Source organism: Serratia sp. CY27727 (assembly GCF_052169275.1).
Lineage (GTDB): Bacteria > Pseudomonadota > Gammaproteobacteria > Enterobacterales > Enterobacteriaceae > Serratia > Serratia sarumanii.
The window spans coordinates 16,610-36,356 of record NZ_JBJNLB010000008.1; the positions used below are offsets into that span (position 1 = coordinate 16,610).

A 19,747-nucleotide genomic window follows, 5' to 3' on the forward strand; every position below is an offset into this window, starting at 1 on the left:
TTCAGAACGGCGCGGCGTGACGAGCGGCGATCCGCTCCCCGCTAATGGGGTGCACAAAGTCCAGCTCGCTGGCGTGCAGCATCAGCCGCGGCGTCTGTTCGGTACCCGGCAGCAGTCGCCCGCCATACAGATCGCAGCCTAAAATAGGGTGGCCCAACTGCCGGCTGTGAATACGCAGCTGGTGGGTGCGCCCGGTCTCCGGGATGAGCTGCACCCGCGTCAGCGGCAGCGAGATCCCGCCCTCCGCTTCACGATAAAAACGCTCGACGACCCGATAGCGGGAGCGGGCGGGCTTGCCGTGGAGGGCGCAAATCGACATCAGCGGGAACAGCGCCGGATCTTTGGCGATCGCCGCGTCTATTACCCCTTCGTTATCCGCCAGATGGCCGCACAGCAGCGCGCTGTACACTTTGCCGACGGTGCGCTCGCTGAACTGCCGGCAGAGCGCGGCGTTGGCGGCCTTGTTGCGGGCCACCACCATCAAGCCGGACGTGCCGAAATCCAGGCGGTGCACCAGGGTGCAGCCGGGGAAGATCTGTACCAGCCGATGGTGTACCGAATCGAGATTCTGCGGATTCTTGCCCGACAGGCTGAGCAGCCCGGACGGCTTATTGATCAGCGCCAGATGATCGTCCTGATAGAGGATCTCTATTTGGTCATGGCATGGCGGGGCGATAAAGGTATCGGTGACGGTAGACATTGGGCGGCCAGCTGGAAGGTGGGTGCGGATGATAGCGAATTTTTCGCCGATGGGCGAATCTGGCGGCGCCCTCATTTAAGCATTAGCATCTCTGATACTGGATTAGAAACATCAATTTCACCTAATGATCGCTTCCTCGTATGATGCGCGTGTTGACCGACACGCGCCCTCGTCCGGCGCCTTTTATCATCCGAGGAATCTCCCATGTTAGCCGTCTTCCTGCAGGGTTTTGCCCTGAGCGCCGCCATGATCTTGCCGCTGGGCCCGCAGAACGTATTCGTGATGAATCAGGGCATTCGCCGCCAGTATCATTTGATGATCGCCTCGCTGTGCGCGTTGAGCGATATCGTGCTGATCTGCGCCGGGATTTTCGGCGGCAGCGCCTTGCTGACCCGCTCGCCGCTGCTGCTGGCGCTGGTCACCTGGGGCGGGGTGGCGTTTCTGCTGTGGTATGGCTGGGGCGCGTTCCGTTCCGCCTTCAGCCCGCAACCGGCGCAGGCCGCTGCGCAGGAGCTGGCGCAGAGCCGCTGGCGCATCGTGGTCACCATGCTGGCGGTCACCTGGCTGAACCCGCACGTTTATCTGGATACCTTTGTGGTGCTCGGCAGTTTGGGCGGGCAACTGACGGCGGACGTGCGCTCCTGGTTCGCGCTCGGCGCGGTCAGCGCGTCGGCGGTGTGGTTCTTCGGGCTGGCGCTGCTGGCTTCCTGGCTGGCGCCGTGGCTGAACACCCAGCGGGCGCAGCGCATTATCAACGCGCTGGTCGGGCTGGTGATGTGGGGCATCGCGCTGCAGCTGGCCTGGCAGGGGGCAAATTTATAAGAATTTGTCACTAATCCGAATTCAAAACGCCGCGCGATATGCTACGTTTGATGCCAGGAATCCGGCGGTTCTCACAGGGAAAAGCCGGCGATCAGAGACAGCCTGTCATTAAGGAGACACTGTGAAGCTAAAAGCATTGGCTATGGCCGCAATGGTCGGATTAGGGACGTTACCGATGGCGCTGCAGGCGGCCGAAGTGCCTGAAGGGCCGCACGTCGTCACCTCCGGCACCGCCAGCGTGGACGCCACGCCGGATATCGCCACCCTGGCTATCGAAGTGAGCGTTTCCTCCAAAGACGCCGCCCAGGCGAAGAAGCAGGTGGACGAGCGCGTAGCGCAGTACTTTGATTTCCTGCAGAAAAACAACATCGAGAAGAAAGACATCAGCGCCGCCAACCTGCGCACCCAGCCGGAGTACGACTACCTGAAAACCGGCGAGTCGGTGCTGAAGGGCTACCGGGCGGTGCGTCAGGTGCAGGTAACCCTGCGTCAGTTGGACAAGCTGAACGAGCTGCTGGACGGCGCGCTGAAATCCGGCCTGAACGAGATCCGCGCGGTGGAGCTGGGCGTCGCCAAGCCGGACGTGTATCGCGAGCAGGCGCGGCAAAAAGCGATCGAGAACGCGACTCAGCAGGCCGAATCCCTGGCCAAAGGCTTCCACGCCAAGCTGGGGCCGGTGTACAGCATTCGCTACCGGGTCGCCAACTACCAACCGATGCCGGTGGCGCGGATGTATAAGGCGGCGGGTGCGGCGGCGGAAAGCGACGCGGCGCAAACCTATGAGCAGCAAAGCATTCACTTCGACGATCAGGTGGATGTGGTGTTCGAGCTGCAGCGCAACGCCGCGCAGTAAGGTGTTCGTGTTGAAGAAAAGGTTCGCCGCGGCGAACCTTTTTTCGTTTTAATCCTGGCGCAGCACCTGGTGGCCGTGTTCCAGCAGCGCGTCGGTCACTTTGCGCATCATGCGGCTTTCCGGCGCGAAGCGGTGCCAGTACAGCATGCGGCGCTGATACAGGCCCGGCGTCAGATCGATCAGCTCACCGGATGCCAGCTCCTTTTCGATCTGCAGATGCGGGATCATACAGCAGGTGGTGCCCTGACGCGCCAGCTGCACGAAGGCTTCCGACGAGTTCACGATATGGCAGGGCACGCTGCCCGGCGACAGATCGAAGTTCTGCTGCAGGAATGCCTGGTGCATGTCGTCGAGATGGTCGAAGGCCACCGCCGGCGCTTTCAGCAGCGCGGAGCGGGTGACGCCGCTCGGGAAATAGCGCTCGGCGAAGGCGCTGGAGGCCACGAACAGGTAATCCAGCGCCCCCAGCCGATCCACCAGGCAGCTCGGCAGCGGCTGCGGCTGAATACTTACCGCGCCCACCACCTCACCGCGGCGCAGCCGCTCCTGGGTGCGGGTTTCATCTTCCACCTGCAGATTCAGGCGAATGGGGGAATCCGCCAGCACCGGCTTCAGCGCCGGCAGCAGCCAGGTTGCCAGACTGTCGGCGTTGACCGCCAGCGACAGCAGCAGCGGCGTATCGACGCCGGTGTCGTTGCCCAGCCACTCTTCTTCCAGCAATTCCACCTGATGCAGCAGCGCCAGCAGCTTTTGCCCTTGTTCGGTCGGGCGCGGCGGCACGGTACGGACCAGCAGCGGTTGGCCGAACAGGTTTTCCAGCTGTTTGATGCGTTGGGATACCGCCGATTGCGTGATGCAGAGTTTTTGAGCGGCGCGCTCGAAGCCGCGCTCACGGATCACCGCGTCCAGCGCTTGCAGCGTACGATAGTCTGGGCGTTTCATCGGAAAGATATCCCTTAAATTAGAATGATACCGGCACTATGCCACATTTTGCGCGCGGCGCAGGTGGAAAAATCACGCCCCCGTCTCGCCGCTAAGCGGCTAAAAATGCGGGCTGCGGCAAATAAGTGTGATCCTGCCGGCGTGAAAAACAGCGTTTTACCCTATAATACGCACACGTTTTCGTACAGAGGCAAGGGACATATTATGACGCAGGATGAACTGAAAAAAGCGGTGGGCTGGGCAGCGCTGGAATACGTGACGCCGGGCACCATCGTCGGGGTCGGCACCGGTTCTACCGCCGCCCACTTTATTGACGCGCTGGGCTCCATCAAGCACCAGATCGAAGGCGCGGTATCGAGCTCCGACGCCTCCACCGCCAAGCTGAAAAGCCTCGGCATCCATGTGTTCGACAGCAATGAAGTGGACTCGCTCGATATTTATGTGGACGGCGCGGACGAAATCAACGGCCATATGCAGATGATCAAAGGCGGTGGCGCGGCGCTGACGCGCGAGAAGATCATCGCCGCCATCGCCAAGAAATTTATCTGCATCGTCGACGCCAGCAAGCAAGTGGACGTGCTGGGCAAGTTCCCGCTGCCGGTGGAAGTGATCCCGATGGCTCGCTCTTACGTGGCGCGTGAGCTGGTGAAACTCGGCGGCCTGCCGGAGTATCGCCAAAACGTGGTGACCGACAACGGCAACGTGATCCTCGATGTGCATAACTTGAGCATCACCGACGCCATCGCGCTGGAGAACAAGATCAACGGCATCGCCGGCGTGGTGACCGTGGGGCTGTTCGCCAACCGCGGCGCGGACGTGGCGCTGGTCGGCACCCCGGAAGGCGTGAAAGTGGTCAAATAAACCTCCGCCGTTTGTGGCCCGGTAGTGCCGGGCCGCATAATTCTTCGGTTAAAATATCTTTTCTGAAAAACGGCAAATTTGGTGACTTATGTCACATTGTGAAAACTGACTCCCCAAAGCTTCTGCCGAAAACTTTCCCTATGGCATTTTCTGCCGTAAACCGCCATCAACGCTGCGCCTTGTCCTGCCGGGCAGGCAATCGTTTGTATTGCCGCCCGCGTTATTTTTGTTATGTTGGATGGGAGCTGTGTCGTCACAGCCGCTTCTGAAGTCTGAACATAGGGTCGGGTAAATGGCAAAAGTATCATTGGAGAAAGACAGGATTAAATTCCTGTTGGTGGAAGGGGTTCATCAGAGCACGGTCGATAATTTACGTGCCGCCGGTTATACCAACATCGAATACCATAAGGGTGCGTTAGACACCGAATCGCTGAAGGCATCCATCCGCGATGCGCACTTCGTCGGCATCCGATCGCGTACGCATCTGACCGAAGAGGTGTTCGCCGCCGCAGAAAAACTGGTGGCGGTGGGCTGCTTCTGCATCGGCACCAACCAGGTTGATCTGAAAGCGGCGACCAAGCGCGGTATTCCGGTCTTTAACGCCCCGTTCTCCAATACCCGATCCGTGGCCGAAATGGTGCTGGGCGAGCTGCTGCTGATGCTGCGCGGCATTCCGGCCGCCAACGCCAAGGCGCACCGCGGCGTGTGGCACAAACTGGCCGTGGGCTCCTACGAGGCGCGCGGCAAAAAGCTGGGCATCATCGGCTACGGCCACATCGGCACCCAGCTGGGCATTCTGGCCGAAGGGCTGGGCATGAAGGTGTTCTTCTACGACATCGAGAACAAGCTGCCGTTAGGTAACGCGCAGCAGGTGCGCCATCTGTCCGATCTGCTCAATATGAGCGACGTGGTGACGCTGCACGTGCCGGAAACGCTGGCCACCAAGAACATGATGGGGGCGGAAGAGCTGGCGCTGATGAAGCCGGGCGCCATTCTGATCAACGCTTCGCGCGGCACCGTGGTGGATATTCCCGCGCTGTGCGACGCGCTGGCCAGCAATCACCTGGCGGGCGCGGCGATCGACGTCTTCCCGGAAGAACCGGCGACCAACAGCGATCCGTTCAACTCGCCGCTGTGTGAGTTCGACAACGTGCTGCTGACGCCGCACATCGGCGGCTCCACCCAGGAAGCGCAGGAGAATATCGGCGACGAAGTGGCCGGCAAGCTGGCGAAATACTCCGACAACGGATCGACTCTGTCTGCCGTCAACTTCCCGGAAGTGTCGCTGCCGGCGCATGGCCCGAACGCCAGCCGCCTGCTGCACATCCACGAAAACCGCCCGGGCGTGCTGACGCAGATTAACCAGATCTTCGCCGAAGAGGGGGTTAACATCGCCGCACAGTATCTGCAAACCGGGCCGGAAATCGGCTACGTGGTGATCGACATCGAAGCGGAAACCGCACGCGCCGACGCCGCGCTGCAGCGCATGAAGGCCATCGACGGCACCATTCGCGCCCGTCTGCTGTTCTGATTCGGCGGCTCGCCGCAACAAAAAAGGCCGGAGCGATCCGGCCTTTTGCTATTTGGGCTCGTGCCACGCCCAGCTGCAGAGCGGGGTGAGGATTTCCGGCAGCGGGATATCCCAGTGCTCGATCGGCAGGCGCTCCACCTGCTGGCAATCATGGGCCAGGCCGATAGGATAGGGGCCGCCGCTGCGCCAGTTTTGCAGGGTGCGATCGTAAAAGCCGCCGCCCATGCCCAGACGCTGCCCGGTATGATCGAACGCCACCAGCGGCGTCAGCACGACGTCCAACTCGCCCAGCGGCAGCACCTGGCGCACATCGAGGCACGGTTCGAGAATATTGAAGCGATTGCGCACCAGCGGCGTTTCCGGCGCATAGCGTAGGAACAGCAGGTGGCCCAGGCTGAACGGGTGCAGCACCGGCAGGTAAACCCGTTTGCCGAGCGTCCACAGTTGCTCGATCAGCGGCCCGGTGTCGAGTTCACCGTCAAACGACAGGAATACCGCGATGCTGTGCGCCGCCTTAATGTGCGTATGCGCGACGAGGCGCTCGGCTATCTTGTCTGCGGCAAAGCGTTGCTGGCCCGGCGTAAGCTCGCGCCGACGTTGGCGTATGAGTTGACGAATGGCTTGGCGCTGCTGCGCAAATTGGGGTTGAAAAGGCATCGTATCAGGCTTGCTCAGTGTGGCGTTCGGCACACATAAACCGCTGAGAAGGGGAATCTCCGAGATGCCGTCGCAGGCTGTAACCCTTGAACCCATGGTTCAAGGTGAACGTGCCGTCGCAATCTTAAGGCTTCTCGGCGCACCGAGCGTGCTCACCGATCGCGGAGCAACACATTCTGTTTGTACTAAATATCGGCTCAGGGGACTGGCCCGCTGGCGAACATCTCAGAGAAATTTTGTACTCGTTGCCGAAACTGTGATTTCAACAAATTAAGTTATTCGAATTGTGCATCCTGACGTTCAGAGATGCGACCTTGTTCAAGCAACGCTTGTTCAATGGTCTGCTGCAGCATCCGTATGCGTTGTTCCATATTGGACGCATAGTCACGGGTTTTCAACCGTTCTTGAGCAAGTTCGTGACAGACGTTCAATGCCGCGATGAAAACCAGTTGCTCAGTATTGGAGACTCTAGTGCGAACTTTAAGATCTTGCAACCGTTGGTTAAGATCGTCCGCCGCCATATTCAACGCATCTTGTTGTTCTGGCGGGCAATTGACTCTTAACGAGCGGCCAAAAATTTGAATATCTACCGGTTGTGCAGACATGCCACCTTCCTGCCTAAATTTCGCGCCAGCCTTGTCCGCCCTGGCCGGGCCGTCAAAGCGGGCGCCACTATATATACCTCGGTACCAAGATACAACCCCTTTTTCAGTACCTGGTTGTAATCTACTGTGGCGCACATTGCCAGTCAAAAAAGGGTTTCAAAATGCGTATTTACCGCACTTTCGCCACCCGACGGCGCAGTGTGAAACCTGCCACATCGCGATTATAACTAGCCACTGAGGTGTCGCGCTTATCTGGTATAGCGACGGACCTTGGTGGTAGCATAACACGAACTTATCCTGCCAACGATGACGAATGCGCATGTCTATACAGAATACATTTCCAAGTTACCAATCTTTGACCGTGGCCCTCAACCAGCAGTCGGTGGCGCTGACCGCGGCAGAAATGCACGGCCTGATCAGCGGCCTGCTGTGCGGCGGCAGCCGTGATGCCGGCTGGCAGGCGCTGGTGCACGATCTGACCAACGAAGGCGTCGCCTTCCCGCAGGCGCTCAGCCAACCGCTGCAACAGCTGTATGAAGTGACGCGCGAAACGCTGGAAGACGACGAATTCCTGTTCCAACTGATGTTGCCGGAAGGGGAAGCCGTCAGCGTGTTCGATCGCGCCGACGCGTTGGCCGGTTGGGTCAACCACTTCCTGCTCGGGCTGGGCATGATGCAGCCCAAACTGGCCCAGGTGAAAGACGAAGTCGGTGAAGCGATCGACGATCTGCGCAACATCGCGCAGCTGGGCTACGACGAAGACGAAGATCAGGAAGAATTGGAGCAGTCGCTGGAAGAAGTGGCGGAGTATGTGCGGGTTGCCGCCATCATGTGCTACGGCGAATTCACCCGTCACAAGCCAACGGCGCCGGAAAACATCAAACCGACGTTGCACTAAACGTCCTATCGGCCCTCCGCCGGCGATGCGGATGGCATGATTTCAGGAGAAGGTAATGACTCAGCAGGAATTCAACAACCGCCGTCAGGCGCTGTTGGCGAAAATGGCGCCGGCCAGCGCGGCGGTTATTTTCTCTGCGCCGGAAACGACGCGCAGTGCAGATTCAGACTATCCCTATCGGCAGAACAGCGACTTTTGGTACCTGACCGGCTTCAATGAGCCGGAAGCGGTGCTGGTGCTGATCAAAAGCGACGAAACGCACAACCACAGCGTGCTGTTCAACCGGGTGCGCGATCTGACGGCGGAAATCTGGTTTGGCCGCCGCCTGGGGCAAGACGCCGCGCCGGCGAAGCTGGGCGTGGATCGCGCGCTGCCGTTCGATGAAATCAATGACCAGCTGCACCTGCTGCTCAACGGCCTGGACGTGGTCTACCACGCGCAGGGCGAATACGCCTATGCCGATCAGATCCTGTTCGGCGCGTTGGACAAGCTGCGCAAGGGGTTCCGCCAGAATCTGCAGGCGCCGGCCACCGTGACCGACTGGCGGCCGTGGCTGCATGACATGCGCCTGTTCAAATCGCCGGAAGAGCTGGCGGTGATGCGTCGCGCCGGTGAGATCAGCGCGCTGGCGCACACCCGCGCGATGGAAAAATGCCGCCCGGGCATGTTCGAATACCAGCTGGAAGCGGAAATTCACCATGAATTCACCCGCCTCGGCGCCCGCTACCCGTCTTACAACACCATCGTCGGCAGCGGCGAAAACGGCTGTATCCTGCACTACACCGAGAACGAGAGCCAGATGCGCGACGGCGATCTGGTGCTGATCGACGCCGGTTGTGAGTACCAGGGGTATGCCGGCGACATCACCCGCACCTTCCCGGTCAACGGCAAGTTCAGCAAGCCGCAGCGCGCGGTGTACGACATCGTGCTGGCGTCGCTGCAGCGCGCTTTGGAACTGTTTAAACCCGGCACCAGCATCCGCGAAGTCAACGACGAAGTGGTGCGCATCATGGTGGTCGGGCTGGTGGAACTGGGCGTATTGAAAGGTGAAGTCGATCAGTTGATCGCCGAGCAGGCGCACCGGCAGTTCTTCATGCACGGGCTGAGCCACTGGCTGGGCCTCGACGTGCACGACGTCGGCCACTACGGCACGCCGAGCCGCGATCGGCTGCTGGAGCCGGGCATGGTGCTGACCGTGGAACCGGGGCTGTACATTGCGCCGGATGCGGACGTGCCGGCGGAATACCGCGGCATCGGTATCCGCATCGAGGACGACATCGTGATCACCGCCGACGGCAATGAAAATCTGACCGCTACCGTGGTGAAAGACGCCGATGCCATCGAAGCGTTGATGGCGGCGGCAAGGTCATAAAATGAGCGTAATTATCGTTGGTGGCGGTATGGCGGGCGCGACGCTGGCGCTGGCTATCTCGTCGCTTACTCAGGGAAGAATGGCGGTGGATCTGGTCGAGGCGACTCGGCCGGATGACCGCAGCCATCCGGGCTTTGACGCCCGCGCCATCGCACTGGCGCAGGGCACTTGCCAACAGCTGGCGCGCATCGGCGTTTGGCCGGCGCTGCGCGATTGTGCTACGCCGATCGCTCAGGTGCACGTCAGCGATCGCGGCCACGCCGGTTTCGTGAATCTGCAGGCGCAGGATTATCAGGTCGATGCGCTCGGCCAGGTGATCGAACTGCATGACGCCGGGCAGCGGCTGTTCGCGCTGCTGGCGAAGGCGCCGGGCGTTACGCTGCACTGCCCCGCGCGGGTGGTGGACGTGATTCGCACCGCCGAGCGGGCGGAAGTACAACTGGATACCGGTCTGCGCCTGTGCGGGCAACTGCTGGTAGCGGCCGACGGTTCGCGTTCGGCGCTGGCGCAGGCCTGCAACGTGCAGTGGCGGCAGGAGGACTATCCGCAGTTCGCCACCATCGCCAACGTCACCACGGCGGAAGATCCGCAGGGGCGCGCCTTCGAGCGTTTTACCCGCTACGGGCCGCTGGCGCTGCTGCCGATGTCGCAGGGGCGCAGTTCTTTGGTGTGGTGCCATGCGCGCGAAGATCGCGCCCGGGTGGACGCCTGGGACGACGAGCGATTTATCGCCGAGCTGCAACAGGCCTTCGGCTGGCGGCTGGGGCGCATCCTCAAGGCCGGTAAACGGCACAGCTATCCGCTCAGCCTGCTGACCGCCGATCGACATGTCAGCCATCGTCTGGCGCTGGTGGGCAACGCGGCGCAGACGCTGCATCCGATCGCCGGGCAGGGGTTCAACCTCGGTCTGCGCGACGTGATGTCGCTGGCGGAAACGCTGGCAGAAGCGATGGACAGCGGCGAAGACGCCGGTGGTTATGCGCTGCTGAGCCGCTATCAGCAGCGGCGGCAAAACGATCAGCAGGCGACGATCGGCGTGACCGACGGATTGATCCGCCTGTTCGCCAACCGTTATGCCCCGCTGGTGGTCGGCCGCAACCTGGGGCTGATGGCGATGGAGCGTTTGCCGGCGGTGCGCGACGCCTTCGCCAAGCGCACGCTGGGCTGGGTGGAACGTTAGACACAGAATCGGGCGCCCTGTGGCGCGCCCAAAACGCGGCGCGACAAGGCGTCGCGCATTATTTAAGGAAATCGAGCAGCATGCAATCATTTGACGTGATTATCGCCGGTGGCGGTATGGTGGGGCTGGCGTTGGCCTGCGGCCTGCAGGGCAGCGGGCTGCGCGTGGCGGTGCTGGAGCAGCGCCAGCCGGACATGGCGCCGCCGTCGGAGCAGCCTGCGCTGCGGGTCTCCGCCATCAATGCCGCCAGCGAGCGTTTGCTGCAGCACATCGGCGTGTGGGACGACATTCTCCAGCTGCGCGCCAGCGCCTACAACGCGATGGAAGTGTGGGATCGCGACAGCTTTGGCAAAATAGCCTTCCGCGGCGACGAGAGCGGCTTCAGCCATCTTGGCCACATCATCGAAAACTCGGTGATCCAGCAGGCGCTGTGGAAACGCGCCGAAAGCCTGTCGGACATCACGCTGATTACCCCGGCCGCGCTCAAGCAGGTGGCGTGGGGCGAGAACGACGCTTTCGTCACGCTGGAGGATGGCCGCATGCTGACCGCCCGCCTAATGATCGGCGCCGACGGCGCCCAGTCGTGGCTGCGCCAGCACGCCGACATTCCGCTTACCTTCTGGGATTACCGCCACCATGCGCTGGTCGCTACCATTCGCACCGAAGAGCCGCATCAGGCGACGGCGCGGCAAATTTTCCACGGCGACGGCATTCTGGCGTTCCTGCCGTTCAGCGATCCGCATTTGAGCTCCATCGTCTGGTCGGTGACGCCGGAAGACGCCGAGCGGCTCAAGCAGCTGGAACCGGCGCAGTTCAACCGCGAACTGGCGATGGCCTTCGACATGCGCCTGGGGGCTTGCAGCCTGGAAAGCGAACGGCTGGCGTTCCCGTTGACCGGCCGCTATGCGCGCAGTTTCGCCGCGCACCGCCTGGCGCTGGTGGGCGATGCGGCGCATACCGTGCATCCGTTGGCCGGGCAGGGCGTGAATCTGGGCTTTATGGACGCCGCCGAGCTGATTTCCGAACTGCGCCGCCTGCAGCGGCAGGGCAAGGATATCGGCCAGCACCTCTATCTGCGCCGCTATGAGCGCCGCCGCAAACATGGCGCGGCGGTAATGCTGGCCAGCATGCAGGGGTTCCGCGAACTGTTCGACGGCAACCACCCGGCCAAAAAGCTGCTGCGCGACGTGGGCCTGCGGCTGGCGGATAGCCTGCCGGGCGTCAAGCCGAAGCTGGTGCGTCAGGCGATGGGCCTGAACGATCTGCCCGAGTGGCTTGCCTGACATCCTGCCTTCTGCGAGCCCTCCGCGGGCTCGCGCTTCTCGCCTTATGCCATCGTCTTTCCTTATATAACCCTTCATTTGAAATAATCTAATTTCAGCCGCTTTTTATCATTACTTTTTCTAATTCCATGTTCGGTTATCAAAAGTCGGAATCTCATGTGCGGCCGTCGGTTTGTTATATAACTTCGGAGTTTTGCCGCTTTAATTGTTAATTTTGTGCCTTAAAGCGCATTTTTCCAGTGAAAAACTCTGCACACTAACCCGGCATTTTACCGCCCCGGAACGGCGATGAGCCTATTTTAACTTATGGTTAATGTGGTCGTTCGGTGATAAGTTCGAGGGAAAGGTATCGTTTGCGTCACGGCGGTTGCACGCAGTTTTCGCCCGTCCTGGCGCAGCATTTGTGTTGAGCAGTCAGTGCGCCATGGCGATCGGGCCGCGAGCCAGGCTCCGCCGCATTGCGTGGCAGCACCCTAACTTCTAGCGACGAGTGGAAAGAGGGAAAAGATGGCAAAGCAAACCCCACTGTACGACCAGCACGTGGCGTGCGGTGCGCGCATGGTAGACTTTCACGGCTGGATGATGCCGCTGCACTACGGCTCGCAGCTTGATGAGCACCACGCGGTGCGTCAGGATGCCGGCATGTTCGACGTGTCCCACATGACCATCGTGGATCTGCACGGCGCCCGCACCCGCGAGTTCCTGCGCTACCTGCTGGCGAACGACGTCGCCAAACTGACCCAACCCGGCAAAGCGCTGTACACCGGCATGCTGAATGCCTCCGGCGGCGTGATCGACGACCTGATCGTTTATTTCCTCACTGAAGACTATTTCCGCCTGGTGGTGAACTCCGCCACCCGCGACAAAGACCTGGCCTGGATCGAAGAGCACGCTGCGCCGTATGGCGTCGCGCTGACGGTGCGCGACGATCTGGCGCTGATCGCGGTGCAGGGCCCGCAAGCCAAAGTGCGCGCCGGCACGCTGTTCACCCCGGAACAAAAAAGCGCGGTTGAAGGCATGAAGCCATTCTTCGGCGTACAGGCCGGCGAGCTGTTCATCGCCACCACCGGTTACACCGGCGAGGCCGGCTATGAGATCGCGCTGCCGAAAGATCAGGCGGCGGATTTCTGGCAAAAATTGCTGGCCGCGGGCGTCAAGCCGGCCGGTCTGGGCGCGCGCGACACGCTGCGTCTGGAAGCGGGCATGAACCTCTACGGGCAAGAGATGGACGAAGGCGTTTCACCGCTGGCCGCCAACATGGGCTGGACCATCGCCTGGCAGCCGGAAGATCGCCGTTTCATCGGCCGCGAAGCGCTGGAACAACAGCGCGAGCAGGGTACCGAGCAACTGGTCGGCTTGATCATGACGGAAAAAGGCGTATTACGTAATGAGCTGCCGGTGCGTTTCACCGACGCGGCGGGGCAAACCCACGAAGGCGTGATCACCAGCGGTTCGTTCTCTCCGACGCTGGGCTTCAGCATCGCGCTGGCGCGCGTGCCGGCGGGCATCGGCGAGCAGGCCATCGTGCAGATCCGCAACCGTGAAATGCCGGTCAAAGTGACCAAGCCCGGTTTCGTCCGCGCCGGCAAGCCGCTGACAAATTGATTTTTTATTGATTGATTCTTTTATTTCTTCGAAGGAGTAACCGGCGATGAGCAATGTGCCAACAGAATTGAAATACGCATCCTCCCACGAGTGGGTTCGTGCAGAAGGTAACGGCGTTTACACCGTAGGCATCACCGAACACGCGCAGGAACTGCTGGGCGATATGGTGTTTGTCGATCTGCCGGAAGTGGGCCGCCGCGTCGCCGCCGGTGAAGATTGCGCTGTGGCGGAGTCCGTCAAGGCGGCGTCGGACATTTACGCGCCAATCAGCGGCGAAATCGTGGCGGTGAACGGCGAGCTGGAAAGCTCCCCGGAGCTGGTCAACAGCGAACCTTACGGTGACGGCTTCCTGTTCCAGATTAAAGCCACCGACGAAGGCGAGCTGGCGAACCTGCTGGACGCCGCGGCTTATCAGGCCTCGATCGACGAGTAATCGTGACCACGCCCCAGGCCTTTCGGCCGGGGCGTTTTAGTTACCGTTCAAGCTATATCCCGTATCACGCAAGCATTCAGGAATTTGTAGCAATGACCCAGACACTCAGCCAACTCGAACACAGCGAAGCGTTCATCGAACGCCACATCGGCTCTTCTGCGGAACAACGCCAGGAGTTGCTGGCAGCGGTGGGCGCTCGCTCGCTCAGCGCGCTGATCCAACAGATCGTGCCGGCGGACATTCAGCTGCCGGGGCCGCCGCCGGTCGGCGACGCGGCGACCGAACACCAGGCGCTGGCTGAGCTGAAGGCGATCGCCTCGCAGAATCAGCGCTACAAATCCTATATCGGCATGGGCTACAGCGCCGTGCTGACGCCGCCGGTGATCCTGCGCAACATGCTGGAAAATCCGGGCTGGTACACCGCTTACACCCCTTATCAGCCGGAAGTGTCGCAGGGCCGTCTGGAAGCGCTGCTGAACTTCCAGACCGTGACCCTCGATCTGACCGGCCTGGATCTGGCTTCCGCTTCGCTGCTGGATGAAGCTACCGCCGCCGCCGAAGCGATGGCCTTGGCCAAACGCGCCAGCAAGCTGAAAGACGCCAACCGCTTCTTCGTGGCTGACGACGTGCATCCGCAGACGCTGGACGTGGTGCGCACCCGCGCCGAAACCTTCGGCTTCGACGTCATCGTCGATAAAGCGGAAAAAGTGCTGGAGCTGGACGGCGTGTTCGGCGTGCTGCTGCAACAGGTGGGCACCACCGGCGAGCTGCACGACTACAGCGCGCTGCTGGCCGAACTGAAATCGCGCAAAATCATCACCAGCGTGGCCGCCGACATCATGGCCCTGGTGCTGCTGACCGCGCCGGGCAAGCAGGGCGCCGACGTGGTGTTCGGCTCCGCGCAGCGCTTCGGCGTGCCGATGGGCTACGGCGGCCCGCACGCCGCCTTCTTCGCCTGCCGCGACGAGTTCAAGCGCTCGATGCCGGGCCGCATCATCGGCGTTTCCCGCGATGCCGCCGGCAACACCGCGCTGCGCATGGCGATGCAGACCCGCGAGCAGCATATCCGCCGCGAAAAGGCCAACTCGAATATCTGTACCTCGCAGGTGCTGCTGGCCAACATCGCCAGCCTGTACGCGGTGTACCATGGCCCACAGGGGCTGCAGCGCATCGCCGGGCGTATCCATCGCCTGACCGACATTCTGGCCGCCGGGCTGCAGAAGGCCGGCCTGACGCTGCGCCACAACACCTGGTTCGACACCCTGACCGTTGAAGTGAAAGACAAAGCGGCGGTGCTGGAACGCGCGCTGAGCTTCGGCATCAACCTGCGTACCGATATCCACGGCGCCGTAGGCATCACGCTGGACGAAGCCACCTCGCGCGAAGACGTGCAAACGCTGTTCGCACTGCTGGCCGGCGACAACCACGGCCTGGACATCGACGCGCTGGACGCGGCGGTGAGCAAGAACAGTCAGTCGATCCCGGCCGCCATGCTGCGTCAGGATCCGATCCTGACCCACCCGGTATTCAACCGCTATCACAGCGAAACCGAGATGATGCGCTACATGCATCGCCTGGAGCGCAAAGATCTGGCGCTGAACCAGGCGATGATCCCGCTGGGCTCTTGCACCATGAAATTGAACGCCGCGGCGGAAATGATCCCGATCACTTGGCCTGAATTCTCCGAGCTGCACCCGTTCTGCCCGCCGGAGCAGGCTGCCGGCTACCAGCAGATGATCGGCCAACTGTCTCAGTGGCTGGTGCAACTGACCGGCTATGACGCGGTGTGCATGCAGCCGAACTCCGGCGCGCAGGGCGAATACGCCGGCCTGCTGGCGATCCGCCGCTACCACGAAAGCCGCAACGAAGCGGGCCGCCACGTCTGCCTGATCCCGAGCTCCGCGCACGGCACCAACCCGGCATCCGCCCAGATGGCGGGCATGAGCGTGGTGGTGGTCGCCTGCGACAAGAACGGCAACATCGATCTGCACGATCTGCGCGTCAAGGCGGAGCAGGCGGGCGAAGAGCTCTCTTGCATCATGGTGACCTACCCGTCGACCCACGGCGTGTATGAAGAAACCATCCGCGAAGTGTGCCAGATCGTGCATCAGTTCGGCGGCCAGGTGTATCTGGACGGCGCCAACATGAACGCCCAGGTGGGCATCACCACGCCAGGCTACATCGGCGCGGACGTTTCGCACCTCAACCTGCATAAAACCTTCTGCATCCCGCACGGCGGCGGCGGCCCGGGCATGGGCCCGATCGGCGTGAAAGCGCACCTGGCGCCGTTTGTGCCGGGCCACAGCGTCGTGCAGATCGACGGCGTAACCACCCAGCAGGGCGCGGTCTCCGCGGCGCCGTTCGGCAGCGCCTCCATCCTGCCTATCAGCTGGATGTACATCCGCATGATGGGCGCGGAAGGCCTGAAGCAGGCCAGCCAGATGGCGATCCTGAATGCCAACTACATCGCTACCCGCCTGAAAGACGCCTATCCGATTCTGTATACCGGCCGCGATCACCGCGTGGCACACGAATGTATCCTCGATATTCGTCCGCTGAAGGAAGAGACCGGCATCAGCGAAATGGACATCGCCAAGCGCCTGATCGACTTCGGCTTCCACGCGCCGACCATGTCGTTCCCGGTGGCGGGCACGCTGATGGTCGAGCCGACCGAGTCGGAAAGCAAAGTGGAGCTGGATCGCTTTATCGATGCGATGCTGGCGATCCGCAGTGAGATCGACCGCGTCGCCAAAGGCGAATGGCCGCTGGAAGACAACCCGCTGGTGAATGCGCCGCACGTGCAGGCTGAGCTGGTTAACGACTGGCAGCATCCGTACAGCCGTGAGCTGGCGGTGTTCCCGGTGGTCGGCGTGCGCGAGAACAAGTACTGGCCGAGCGTTAAGCGTCTGGATGACGTGTACGGCGACCGTAACCTGTTCTGCTCTTGCGTGCCGATGAGCGACTACGAATAACACGTTCGGCAAAGTTTGTGTTCGGGGGACACCGCATCATGCGGTGTCCCTTTTTATTTTATTGCGGCCTATTCTTTCCCGTACGTTCCCACGATTTGAGGAGTCACCATGCAAGCGGCAATCGTAACAGCGCTGGGGCAAGCCCCGGTTTTCGGCACCTTTGAGGAGCCTCAGGCACAGGCGAATGAAGTGCCGATCGACGTTCTGGCGGCCGGTATCAAACAGCTGGATCGCGCCACCGTCGCCGGCACCCATTACTCCAGCCCGAAGCAGTTGCCGATCGTACCCGGCACCGACGGCGTGGGCCGGACGGCCGACGGGCAACGGGTGTATTTCGCCTCCTTCCGCCGCCCTTACGGCGCGATGGCTGAGCGCAGCGTCGCGTCATGGACGGTGCCGGTGCCGGAGGCGGTGGACGACGCCACGGCGGCGGCGCTGATCAATCCGGCCTTCGCCGCCTGGCTGCCGCTGCGCTGGCGGGCGGATCTGCAGCCCGGTGAAACGGTGCTGATCATCGGCGCTACCGGCACCTCGGGCAAACTGGCGGTCGCCGCGGCGCGTCAGGCGGGAGCCGGGCGCATCGTTGCCGCCGGCCGTCGGCTGAGCGTGCTGGAAGCGTTGGGCGTGGATGCCACGGTGGATCTGAGCCTGCAGGGCGAGGCGCTGACGCAGGCCTTCGCGGCGGCGGCGGGGCCGGGCGGTTATCAGGTGATCGTCGATTATATCTGGGGCCCGGCGACCGAAGCGCTGCTCGCGACGCTCAATAATCACGATCTCTCGTCTTACGCCGGCGGGCGCGGCATTCGCCTGGTCAACGTCGGCTCGATGGCCGCGCCGGACATCCGGCTGCCGGCGGCGGTGCTGCGCAGCAATCAGCTGCAGATCCTCGGCAGCGGCACCGGCAACTTCCCGCCGATCCCTGAGATGCAGCGCTATGCGACCGAAATTCTGGCGCTGGCGGCGACGGGCGCGCTCACTATCGAGACGCAGGAGCACGCGCTGGCGGAGATCGCCGAGGTATGGGATCTGAACAAGAAAAGCGACGTGCGTTCGGTGATACGCATCGCCCGCTAAGTTCCTGCCGCTAGCGGCAAGGGCAGACCAGGTGAATATCCTCCGGCTCGCGGGCGAACAGCTCGGCATCCGGGCGCTCGATGAGCCGGCACCCTTGCGCCAGATAGAAGTCTACGGTGCTTTTGTTGGGGATGGAGGAGACGTACAGCCCGGCGGCGCCTTCTTGCGCCGCCTGACGCAGGCAGAGCTGGAACAGCTGCTTGCCTAACCCCTGGCCGCGTTGGTGCGCGCTGACATAAAAGAACAGCAGCTGGCGCAGATCCCGCTGCGGGCCGCGCGGCTCGGTGTCCAGCGCCGCCGCCGCCACGATCTCCTCGCCTTCGAACCGCGCGAAAAACGCGCCGCCGCGATCGAAGCAGGCTTCGTGGATCGGCGTATAGGTTTCCCGGTCGTGCGGATCCCAACCGCGCACGTCGTAGTAGTCCGGGTAGGCTTGCAGTTTACCGTCCTGCAGGCGATACAGGGTGTCGATGATTTCGCTGCGGTCAATATCCCATAGTCGGTCGAGTTGCTGCCGTTGCAACAGAACAGGGGCGCTCATGATCGTTGTTCACTCTCAGTCTGTGGCCGGTAACTTTCCGGCAAATCGATAATAAAACCGATGCCGCGATCGTCGAGGCCTTCGGTGACGCGCAGCTGCGCGCCGATCTTGTCGGCCAGGTTCCGGGCGATGGCCAATCCCAGTCCGCTGCCGGTCTGCTGCGTGCCGGGCACGCGGTAAAAGCGTTCAAACAGGCGCGGAAGGTGCTCTTCGCTCACTCCGGGGCCGTTGTCGCGCAACGTAATATAGCAGCCGAGCGGTGCCAGCGAACGGATATGGGCTTCGATGCGGCTGCCGGGCGGCGCGTACTTGAGTGCGTTGTCCAGCAGGTTGGTGAAGATGGCGATCAGCGCATGGCGATCGGTGGTTACCACCACGTCCTCGCTGCCGTCGAGCGAGAGTTCCACATCCTTTTCCAGCGCATAGGGGACGTGCTGCGCGATGCATTTTCCGATCTCTGCGTAGATGTCCACCGCCTCGATTTTCAGCGGAAAATCTTCCGCCTCCAGCTTGGCCAGGTTGATCAGCTGGCGCGACAGCGACGCCGCGCGATCCAGCCCCTGCTGCATGTCGCCGATGATCTCCCGGCGCTCCTGCTGCTCGCTGACCTGGGTCAGCAGATGCAGCTGCGCCAGCACGGCGGCGATCGGCGTGCGCAGTTCGTGCGCCGCATCGGCCATAAAGCGTTTCTCGCGCTGATTGGCGGCGTCGATGCGTGCCATCAGTTTGTTGACCTCCACCACCACCGGCCGGATTTCCTGATACTGCTCGCTGACATTGATCGGCGATAGGTTGCCCGGCTGGCGATCGGAGATGGTGCGGGCGATCTGGCGCAGCGGCCGCAGGCTGAAATAGGCGGTAAATAACAAGGTGACGATGATGGCTGCCAGAATGCCCAGCAGCGGTACGGCGGTGCTTTCCGCCGGATTGCCGAACTGCGTGGTGCGATCGTTGAACGATTCGCCGACGATGACCCGATACTGACGCTTTTCGCTCCAACTGCCGGCGAGATGCCAGTTGGCGCCGGCGTATTTAACGGAGCCGGACAGCACCGAAGGCGGCAGGCGCAGCGGTTCTCCCTGCGTCAGCGAACTGTAAAGCATCCGGTTGTCCCGATCGTAAACCACGAACAGCGGGTGATAGTCGATTTGATCCTGCATGCCATTATTGATGGAATCAATGTACATGCCTTCAATGGTCTTGATGATGCCGAGATAATCGATATTGTCAGTGCCGGTTTCATCGAGAATATTGGCGATGCCTGCGGCGACGATACGTTGCTGATTATCGAAATATTTCTCCATGTCGGGGTAATACCAATATTTCACCCAGGCGACGAGGAGCCCCCACAATAATAAAATGGCCAGCACCTGGAAAATAATGGTGCGCATAAAGAAGGATTTAAAACCGATCATGCC

The 19,747-nt window shown here is 61.7% G+C and carries 18 protein-coding genes and 1 other RNA gene; 12 read left to right on the top strand and 7 right to left on the bottom strand.

Annotated features, from left to right (window positions below; all coding sequences use genetic code 11):
* Position 1: 1 nt before the first annotated feature.
* Positions 2 to 700, bottom strand: coding sequence for an RluA family pseudouridine synthase (locus ACJ8HB_RS18155; RefSeq protein WP_041038103.1), 699 nt, complete (start codon positions 698 to 700; stop codon positions 2 to 4).
* 204 nt (positions 701 to 904) lie between these two features.
* Between ACJ8HB_RS18155 and argO the strand changes: the two genes are divergently transcribed.
* Both argO and ACJ8HB_RS18165 read left to right on the top strand, forming a co-directional pair.
* Complete coding sequence (gene argO / locus ACJ8HB_RS18160; RefSeq protein ID WP_004931603.1) at positions 905 to 1,522, top strand: arginine exporter ArgO; 618 nt, start codon at positions 905 to 907, stop codon at positions 1,520 to 1,522.
* 121 nt (positions 1,523 to 1,643) lie between these two features.
* Positions 1,644 to 2,375, top strand: coding sequence for an oxidative stress defense protein (locus ACJ8HB_RS18165; RefSeq protein WP_025160209.1), 732 nt, complete (start codon positions 1,644 to 1,646; stop codon positions 2,373 to 2,375).
* A gap of 48 nt (positions 2,376 to 2,423) precedes the next feature.
* Here ACJ8HB_RS18165 and ACJ8HB_RS18170 read toward each other — a convergent pair whose 3' ends face one another.
* A complete protein-coding gene (locus ACJ8HB_RS18170) occupies positions 2,424 to 3,317 on the bottom strand; it encodes a LysR family transcriptional regulator ArgP (RefSeq protein WP_033635863.1) in 894 nt (297 codons plus the stop codon).
* Between the two features lie 204 nt (positions 3,318 to 3,521).
* Between ACJ8HB_RS18170 and rpiA the strand changes: the two genes are divergently transcribed.
* Together rpiA and serA are read left to right on the top strand one after the other, a co-directional pair.
* Positions 3,522 to 4,178 (top strand): ribose-5-phosphate isomerase RpiA, encoded by a 657-nt coding sequence (gene rpiA, locus ACJ8HB_RS18175; protein ID WP_025304157.1) that lies wholly within the window; start codon positions 3,522 to 3,524, stop codon positions 4,176 to 4,178.
* 292 nt (positions 4,179 to 4,470) lie between these two features.
* Complete coding sequence (gene serA / locus ACJ8HB_RS18180; protein WP_025304156.1) at positions 4,471 to 5,709, top strand: phosphoglycerate dehydrogenase; 1,239 nt, start codon at positions 4,471 to 4,473, stop codon at positions 5,707 to 5,709.
* A 48-nt stretch (positions 5,710 to 5,757) separates the two neighbouring features.
* Here the strand turns inward: serA and ACJ8HB_RS18185 are convergent, their stop codons facing one another.
* The 3 genes from ACJ8HB_RS18185 to zapA form a co-directional block, all read right to left on the bottom strand.
* Entirely contained in the window at positions 5,758 to 6,366 is a 609-nt protein-coding gene (locus ACJ8HB_RS18185) for a 5-formyltetrahydrofolate cyclo-ligase (RefSeq protein WP_047570613.1), read from the bottom strand.
* 52 nt (positions 6,367 to 6,418) lie between these two features.
* Positions 6,419 to 6,601, bottom strand: a non-coding RNA gene (ssrS, locus tag ACJ8HB_RS18190) — 6S RNA.
* Positions 6,602 to 6,641: 40 nt separating this feature from the next.
* Positions 6,642 to 6,971, bottom strand: a complete 330-nt coding sequence (gene zapA / locus ACJ8HB_RS18195; protein ID WP_004931621.1) for a cell division protein ZapA — start codon at positions 6,969 to 6,971, stop codon at positions 6,642 to 6,644.
* Between the two features lie 319 nt (positions 6,972 to 7,290).
* Here zapA and ACJ8HB_RS18200 point away from each other — a divergent pair, with 319 nt between their 5' ends.
* From ACJ8HB_RS18200 to ACJ8HB_RS18235, 8 genes are all read left to right on the top strand, one after another.
* Complete coding sequence (locus tag ACJ8HB_RS18200) at positions 7,291 to 7,869, top strand: YecA/YgfB family protein (RefSeq protein WP_033635861.1); 579 nt, start codon at positions 7,291 to 7,293, stop codon at positions 7,867 to 7,869.
* Positions 7,870 to 7,924: 55 nt separating this feature from the next.
* On the top strand, positions 7,925 to 9,241 hold the full coding sequence (gene pepP / locus ACJ8HB_RS18205) for a Xaa-Pro aminopeptidase (protein ID WP_041036580.1): 1,317 nt from the start codon (positions 7,925 to 7,927) through the stop codon (positions 9,239 to 9,241).
* 1 nt (position 9,242) lies between these two features.
* Positions 9,243 to 10,421, top strand: coding sequence for a 2-octaprenyl-6-methoxyphenyl hydroxylase (ubiH, locus tag ACJ8HB_RS18210; protein WP_047570616.1), 1,179 nt, complete (start codon positions 9,243 to 9,245; stop codon positions 10,419 to 10,421).
* Positions 10,422 to 10,501: 80 nt separating this feature from the next.
* Positions 10,502 to 11,704, top strand: coding sequence for an FAD-dependent 2-octaprenylphenol hydroxylase (gene ubiI / locus ACJ8HB_RS18215; protein ID WP_047570619.1), 1,203 nt, complete (start codon positions 10,502 to 10,504; stop codon positions 11,702 to 11,704).
* 507 nt (positions 11,705 to 12,211) lie between these two features.
* Positions 12,212 to 13,309, top strand: a complete 1,098-nt coding sequence (gcvT, locus tag ACJ8HB_RS18220; RefSeq protein ID WP_047570621.1) for a glycine cleavage system aminomethyltransferase GcvT — start codon at positions 12,212 to 12,214, stop codon at positions 13,307 to 13,309.
* Positions 13,310 to 13,355: 46 nt separating this feature from the next.
* On the top strand, positions 13,356 to 13,742 hold the full coding sequence (gcvH, locus tag ACJ8HB_RS18225) for a glycine cleavage system protein GcvH (protein ID WP_047570623.1): 387 nt from the start codon (positions 13,356 to 13,358) through the stop codon (positions 13,740 to 13,742).
* A gap of 92 nt (positions 13,743 to 13,834) precedes the next feature.
* Positions 13,835 to 16,714, top strand: coding sequence for an aminomethyl-transferring glycine dehydrogenase (gcvP, locus tag ACJ8HB_RS18230; RefSeq protein WP_047570624.1), 2,880 nt, complete (start codon positions 13,835 to 13,837; stop codon positions 16,712 to 16,714).
* A 108-nt stretch (positions 16,715 to 16,822) separates the two neighbouring features.
* Positions 16,823 to 17,788 (top strand): quinone oxidoreductase family protein, encoded by a 966-nt coding sequence (locus ACJ8HB_RS18235; RefSeq protein ID WP_047570626.1) that lies wholly within the window; start codon positions 16,823 to 16,825, stop codon positions 17,786 to 17,788.
* Positions 17,789 to 17,798: 10 nt separating this feature from the next.
* Here ACJ8HB_RS18235 and ACJ8HB_RS18240 read toward each other — a convergent pair whose 3' ends face one another.
* Both ACJ8HB_RS18240 and ACJ8HB_RS18245 read right to left on the bottom strand, forming a co-directional pair.
* The gene (locus tag ACJ8HB_RS18240; protein ID WP_033649436.1) at positions 17,799 to 18,329 is read right to left on the bottom strand and encodes a GNAT family N-acetyltransferase; all 531 of its coding nucleotides are present in this window, start codon (positions 18,327 to 18,329) and stop codon (positions 17,799 to 17,801) included.
* Positions 18,326 to 19,744, bottom strand: a complete 1,419-nt coding sequence (locus ACJ8HB_RS18245) for an ATP-binding protein (protein ID WP_033635852.1) — start codon at positions 19,742 to 19,744, stop codon at positions 18,326 to 18,328. Before ACJ8HB_RS18245 ends, ACJ8HB_RS18240 begins: the two co-directional genes overlap by 4 nt.
* Positions 19,745 to 19,747: the final 3 nt, after the last annotated feature.

What these genes read in the sequence shown, in the direction of transcription:
- ACJ8HB_RS18155 (WP_041038103.1), bottom strand. Translation starts at nt 700, where the DNA reads ATGTCTACCGTCACCGATACCTTTATCGCCCCGCCATGCCATGACCAA.
- argO (WP_004931603.1), top strand. Translation starts at nt 905, where the DNA reads ATGTTAGCCGTCTTCCTGCAGGGTTTTGCCCTGAGCGCCGCCATGATC.
- ACJ8HB_RS18170 (WP_033635863.1), bottom strand. Translation starts at nt 3,317, where the DNA reads ATGAAACGCCCAGACTATCGTACGCTGCAAGCGCTGGACGCGGTGATC.
- rpiA (WP_025304157.1), top strand. Translation starts at nt 3,522, where the DNA reads ATGACGCAGGATGAACTGAAAAAAGCGGTGGGCTGGGCAGCGCTGGAA.
- serA (WP_025304156.1), top strand. Translation starts at nt 4,471, where the DNA reads ATGGCAAAAGTATCATTGGAGAAAGACAGGATTAAATTCCTGTTGGTG.
- ACJ8HB_RS18185 (WP_047570613.1), bottom strand. Translation starts at nt 6,366, where the DNA reads ATGCCTTTTCAACCCCAATTTGCGCAGCAGCGCCAAGCCATTCGTCAA.
- zapA (WP_004931621.1), bottom strand. Translation starts at nt 6,971, where the DNA reads ATGTCTGCACAACCGGTAGATATTCAAATTTTTGGCCGCTCGTTAAGA.
- ACJ8HB_RS18200 (WP_033635861.1), top strand. Translation starts at nt 7,291, where the DNA reads ATGTCTATACAGAATACATTTCCAAGTTACCAATCTTTGACCGTGGCC.
- pepP (WP_041036580.1), top strand. Translation starts at nt 7,925, where the DNA reads ATGACTCAGCAGGAATTCAACAACCGCCGTCAGGCGCTGTTGGCGAAA.
- ubiH (WP_047570616.1), top strand. Translation starts at nt 9,243, where the DNA reads ATGAGCGTAATTATCGTTGGTGGCGGTATGGCGGGCGCGACGCTGGCG.
- ubiI (WP_047570619.1), top strand. Translation starts at nt 10,502, where the DNA reads ATGCAATCATTTGACGTGATTATCGCCGGTGGCGGTATGGTGGGGCTG.
- gcvT (WP_047570621.1), top strand. Translation starts at nt 12,212, where the DNA reads ATGGCAAAGCAAACCCCACTGTACGACCAGCACGTGGCGTGCGGTGCG.
- gcvH (WP_047570623.1), top strand. Translation starts at nt 13,356, where the DNA reads ATGAGCAATGTGCCAACAGAATTGAAATACGCATCCTCCCACGAGTGG.
- gcvP (WP_047570624.1), top strand. Translation starts at nt 13,835, where the DNA reads ATGACCCAGACACTCAGCCAACTCGAACACAGCGAAGCGTTCATCGAA.
- ACJ8HB_RS18235 (WP_047570626.1), top strand. Translation starts at nt 16,823, where the DNA reads ATGCAAGCGGCAATCGTAACAGCGCTGGGGCAAGCCCCGGTTTTCGGC.
- ACJ8HB_RS18240 (WP_033649436.1), bottom strand. Translation starts at nt 18,329, where the DNA reads ATGAGCGCCCCTGTTCTGTTGCAACGGCAGCAACTCGACCGACTATGG.
- ACJ8HB_RS18245 (WP_033635852.1), bottom strand. Translation starts at nt 19,744, where the DNA reads ATGATCGGTTTTAAATCCTTCTTTATGCGCACCATTATTTTCCAGGTG.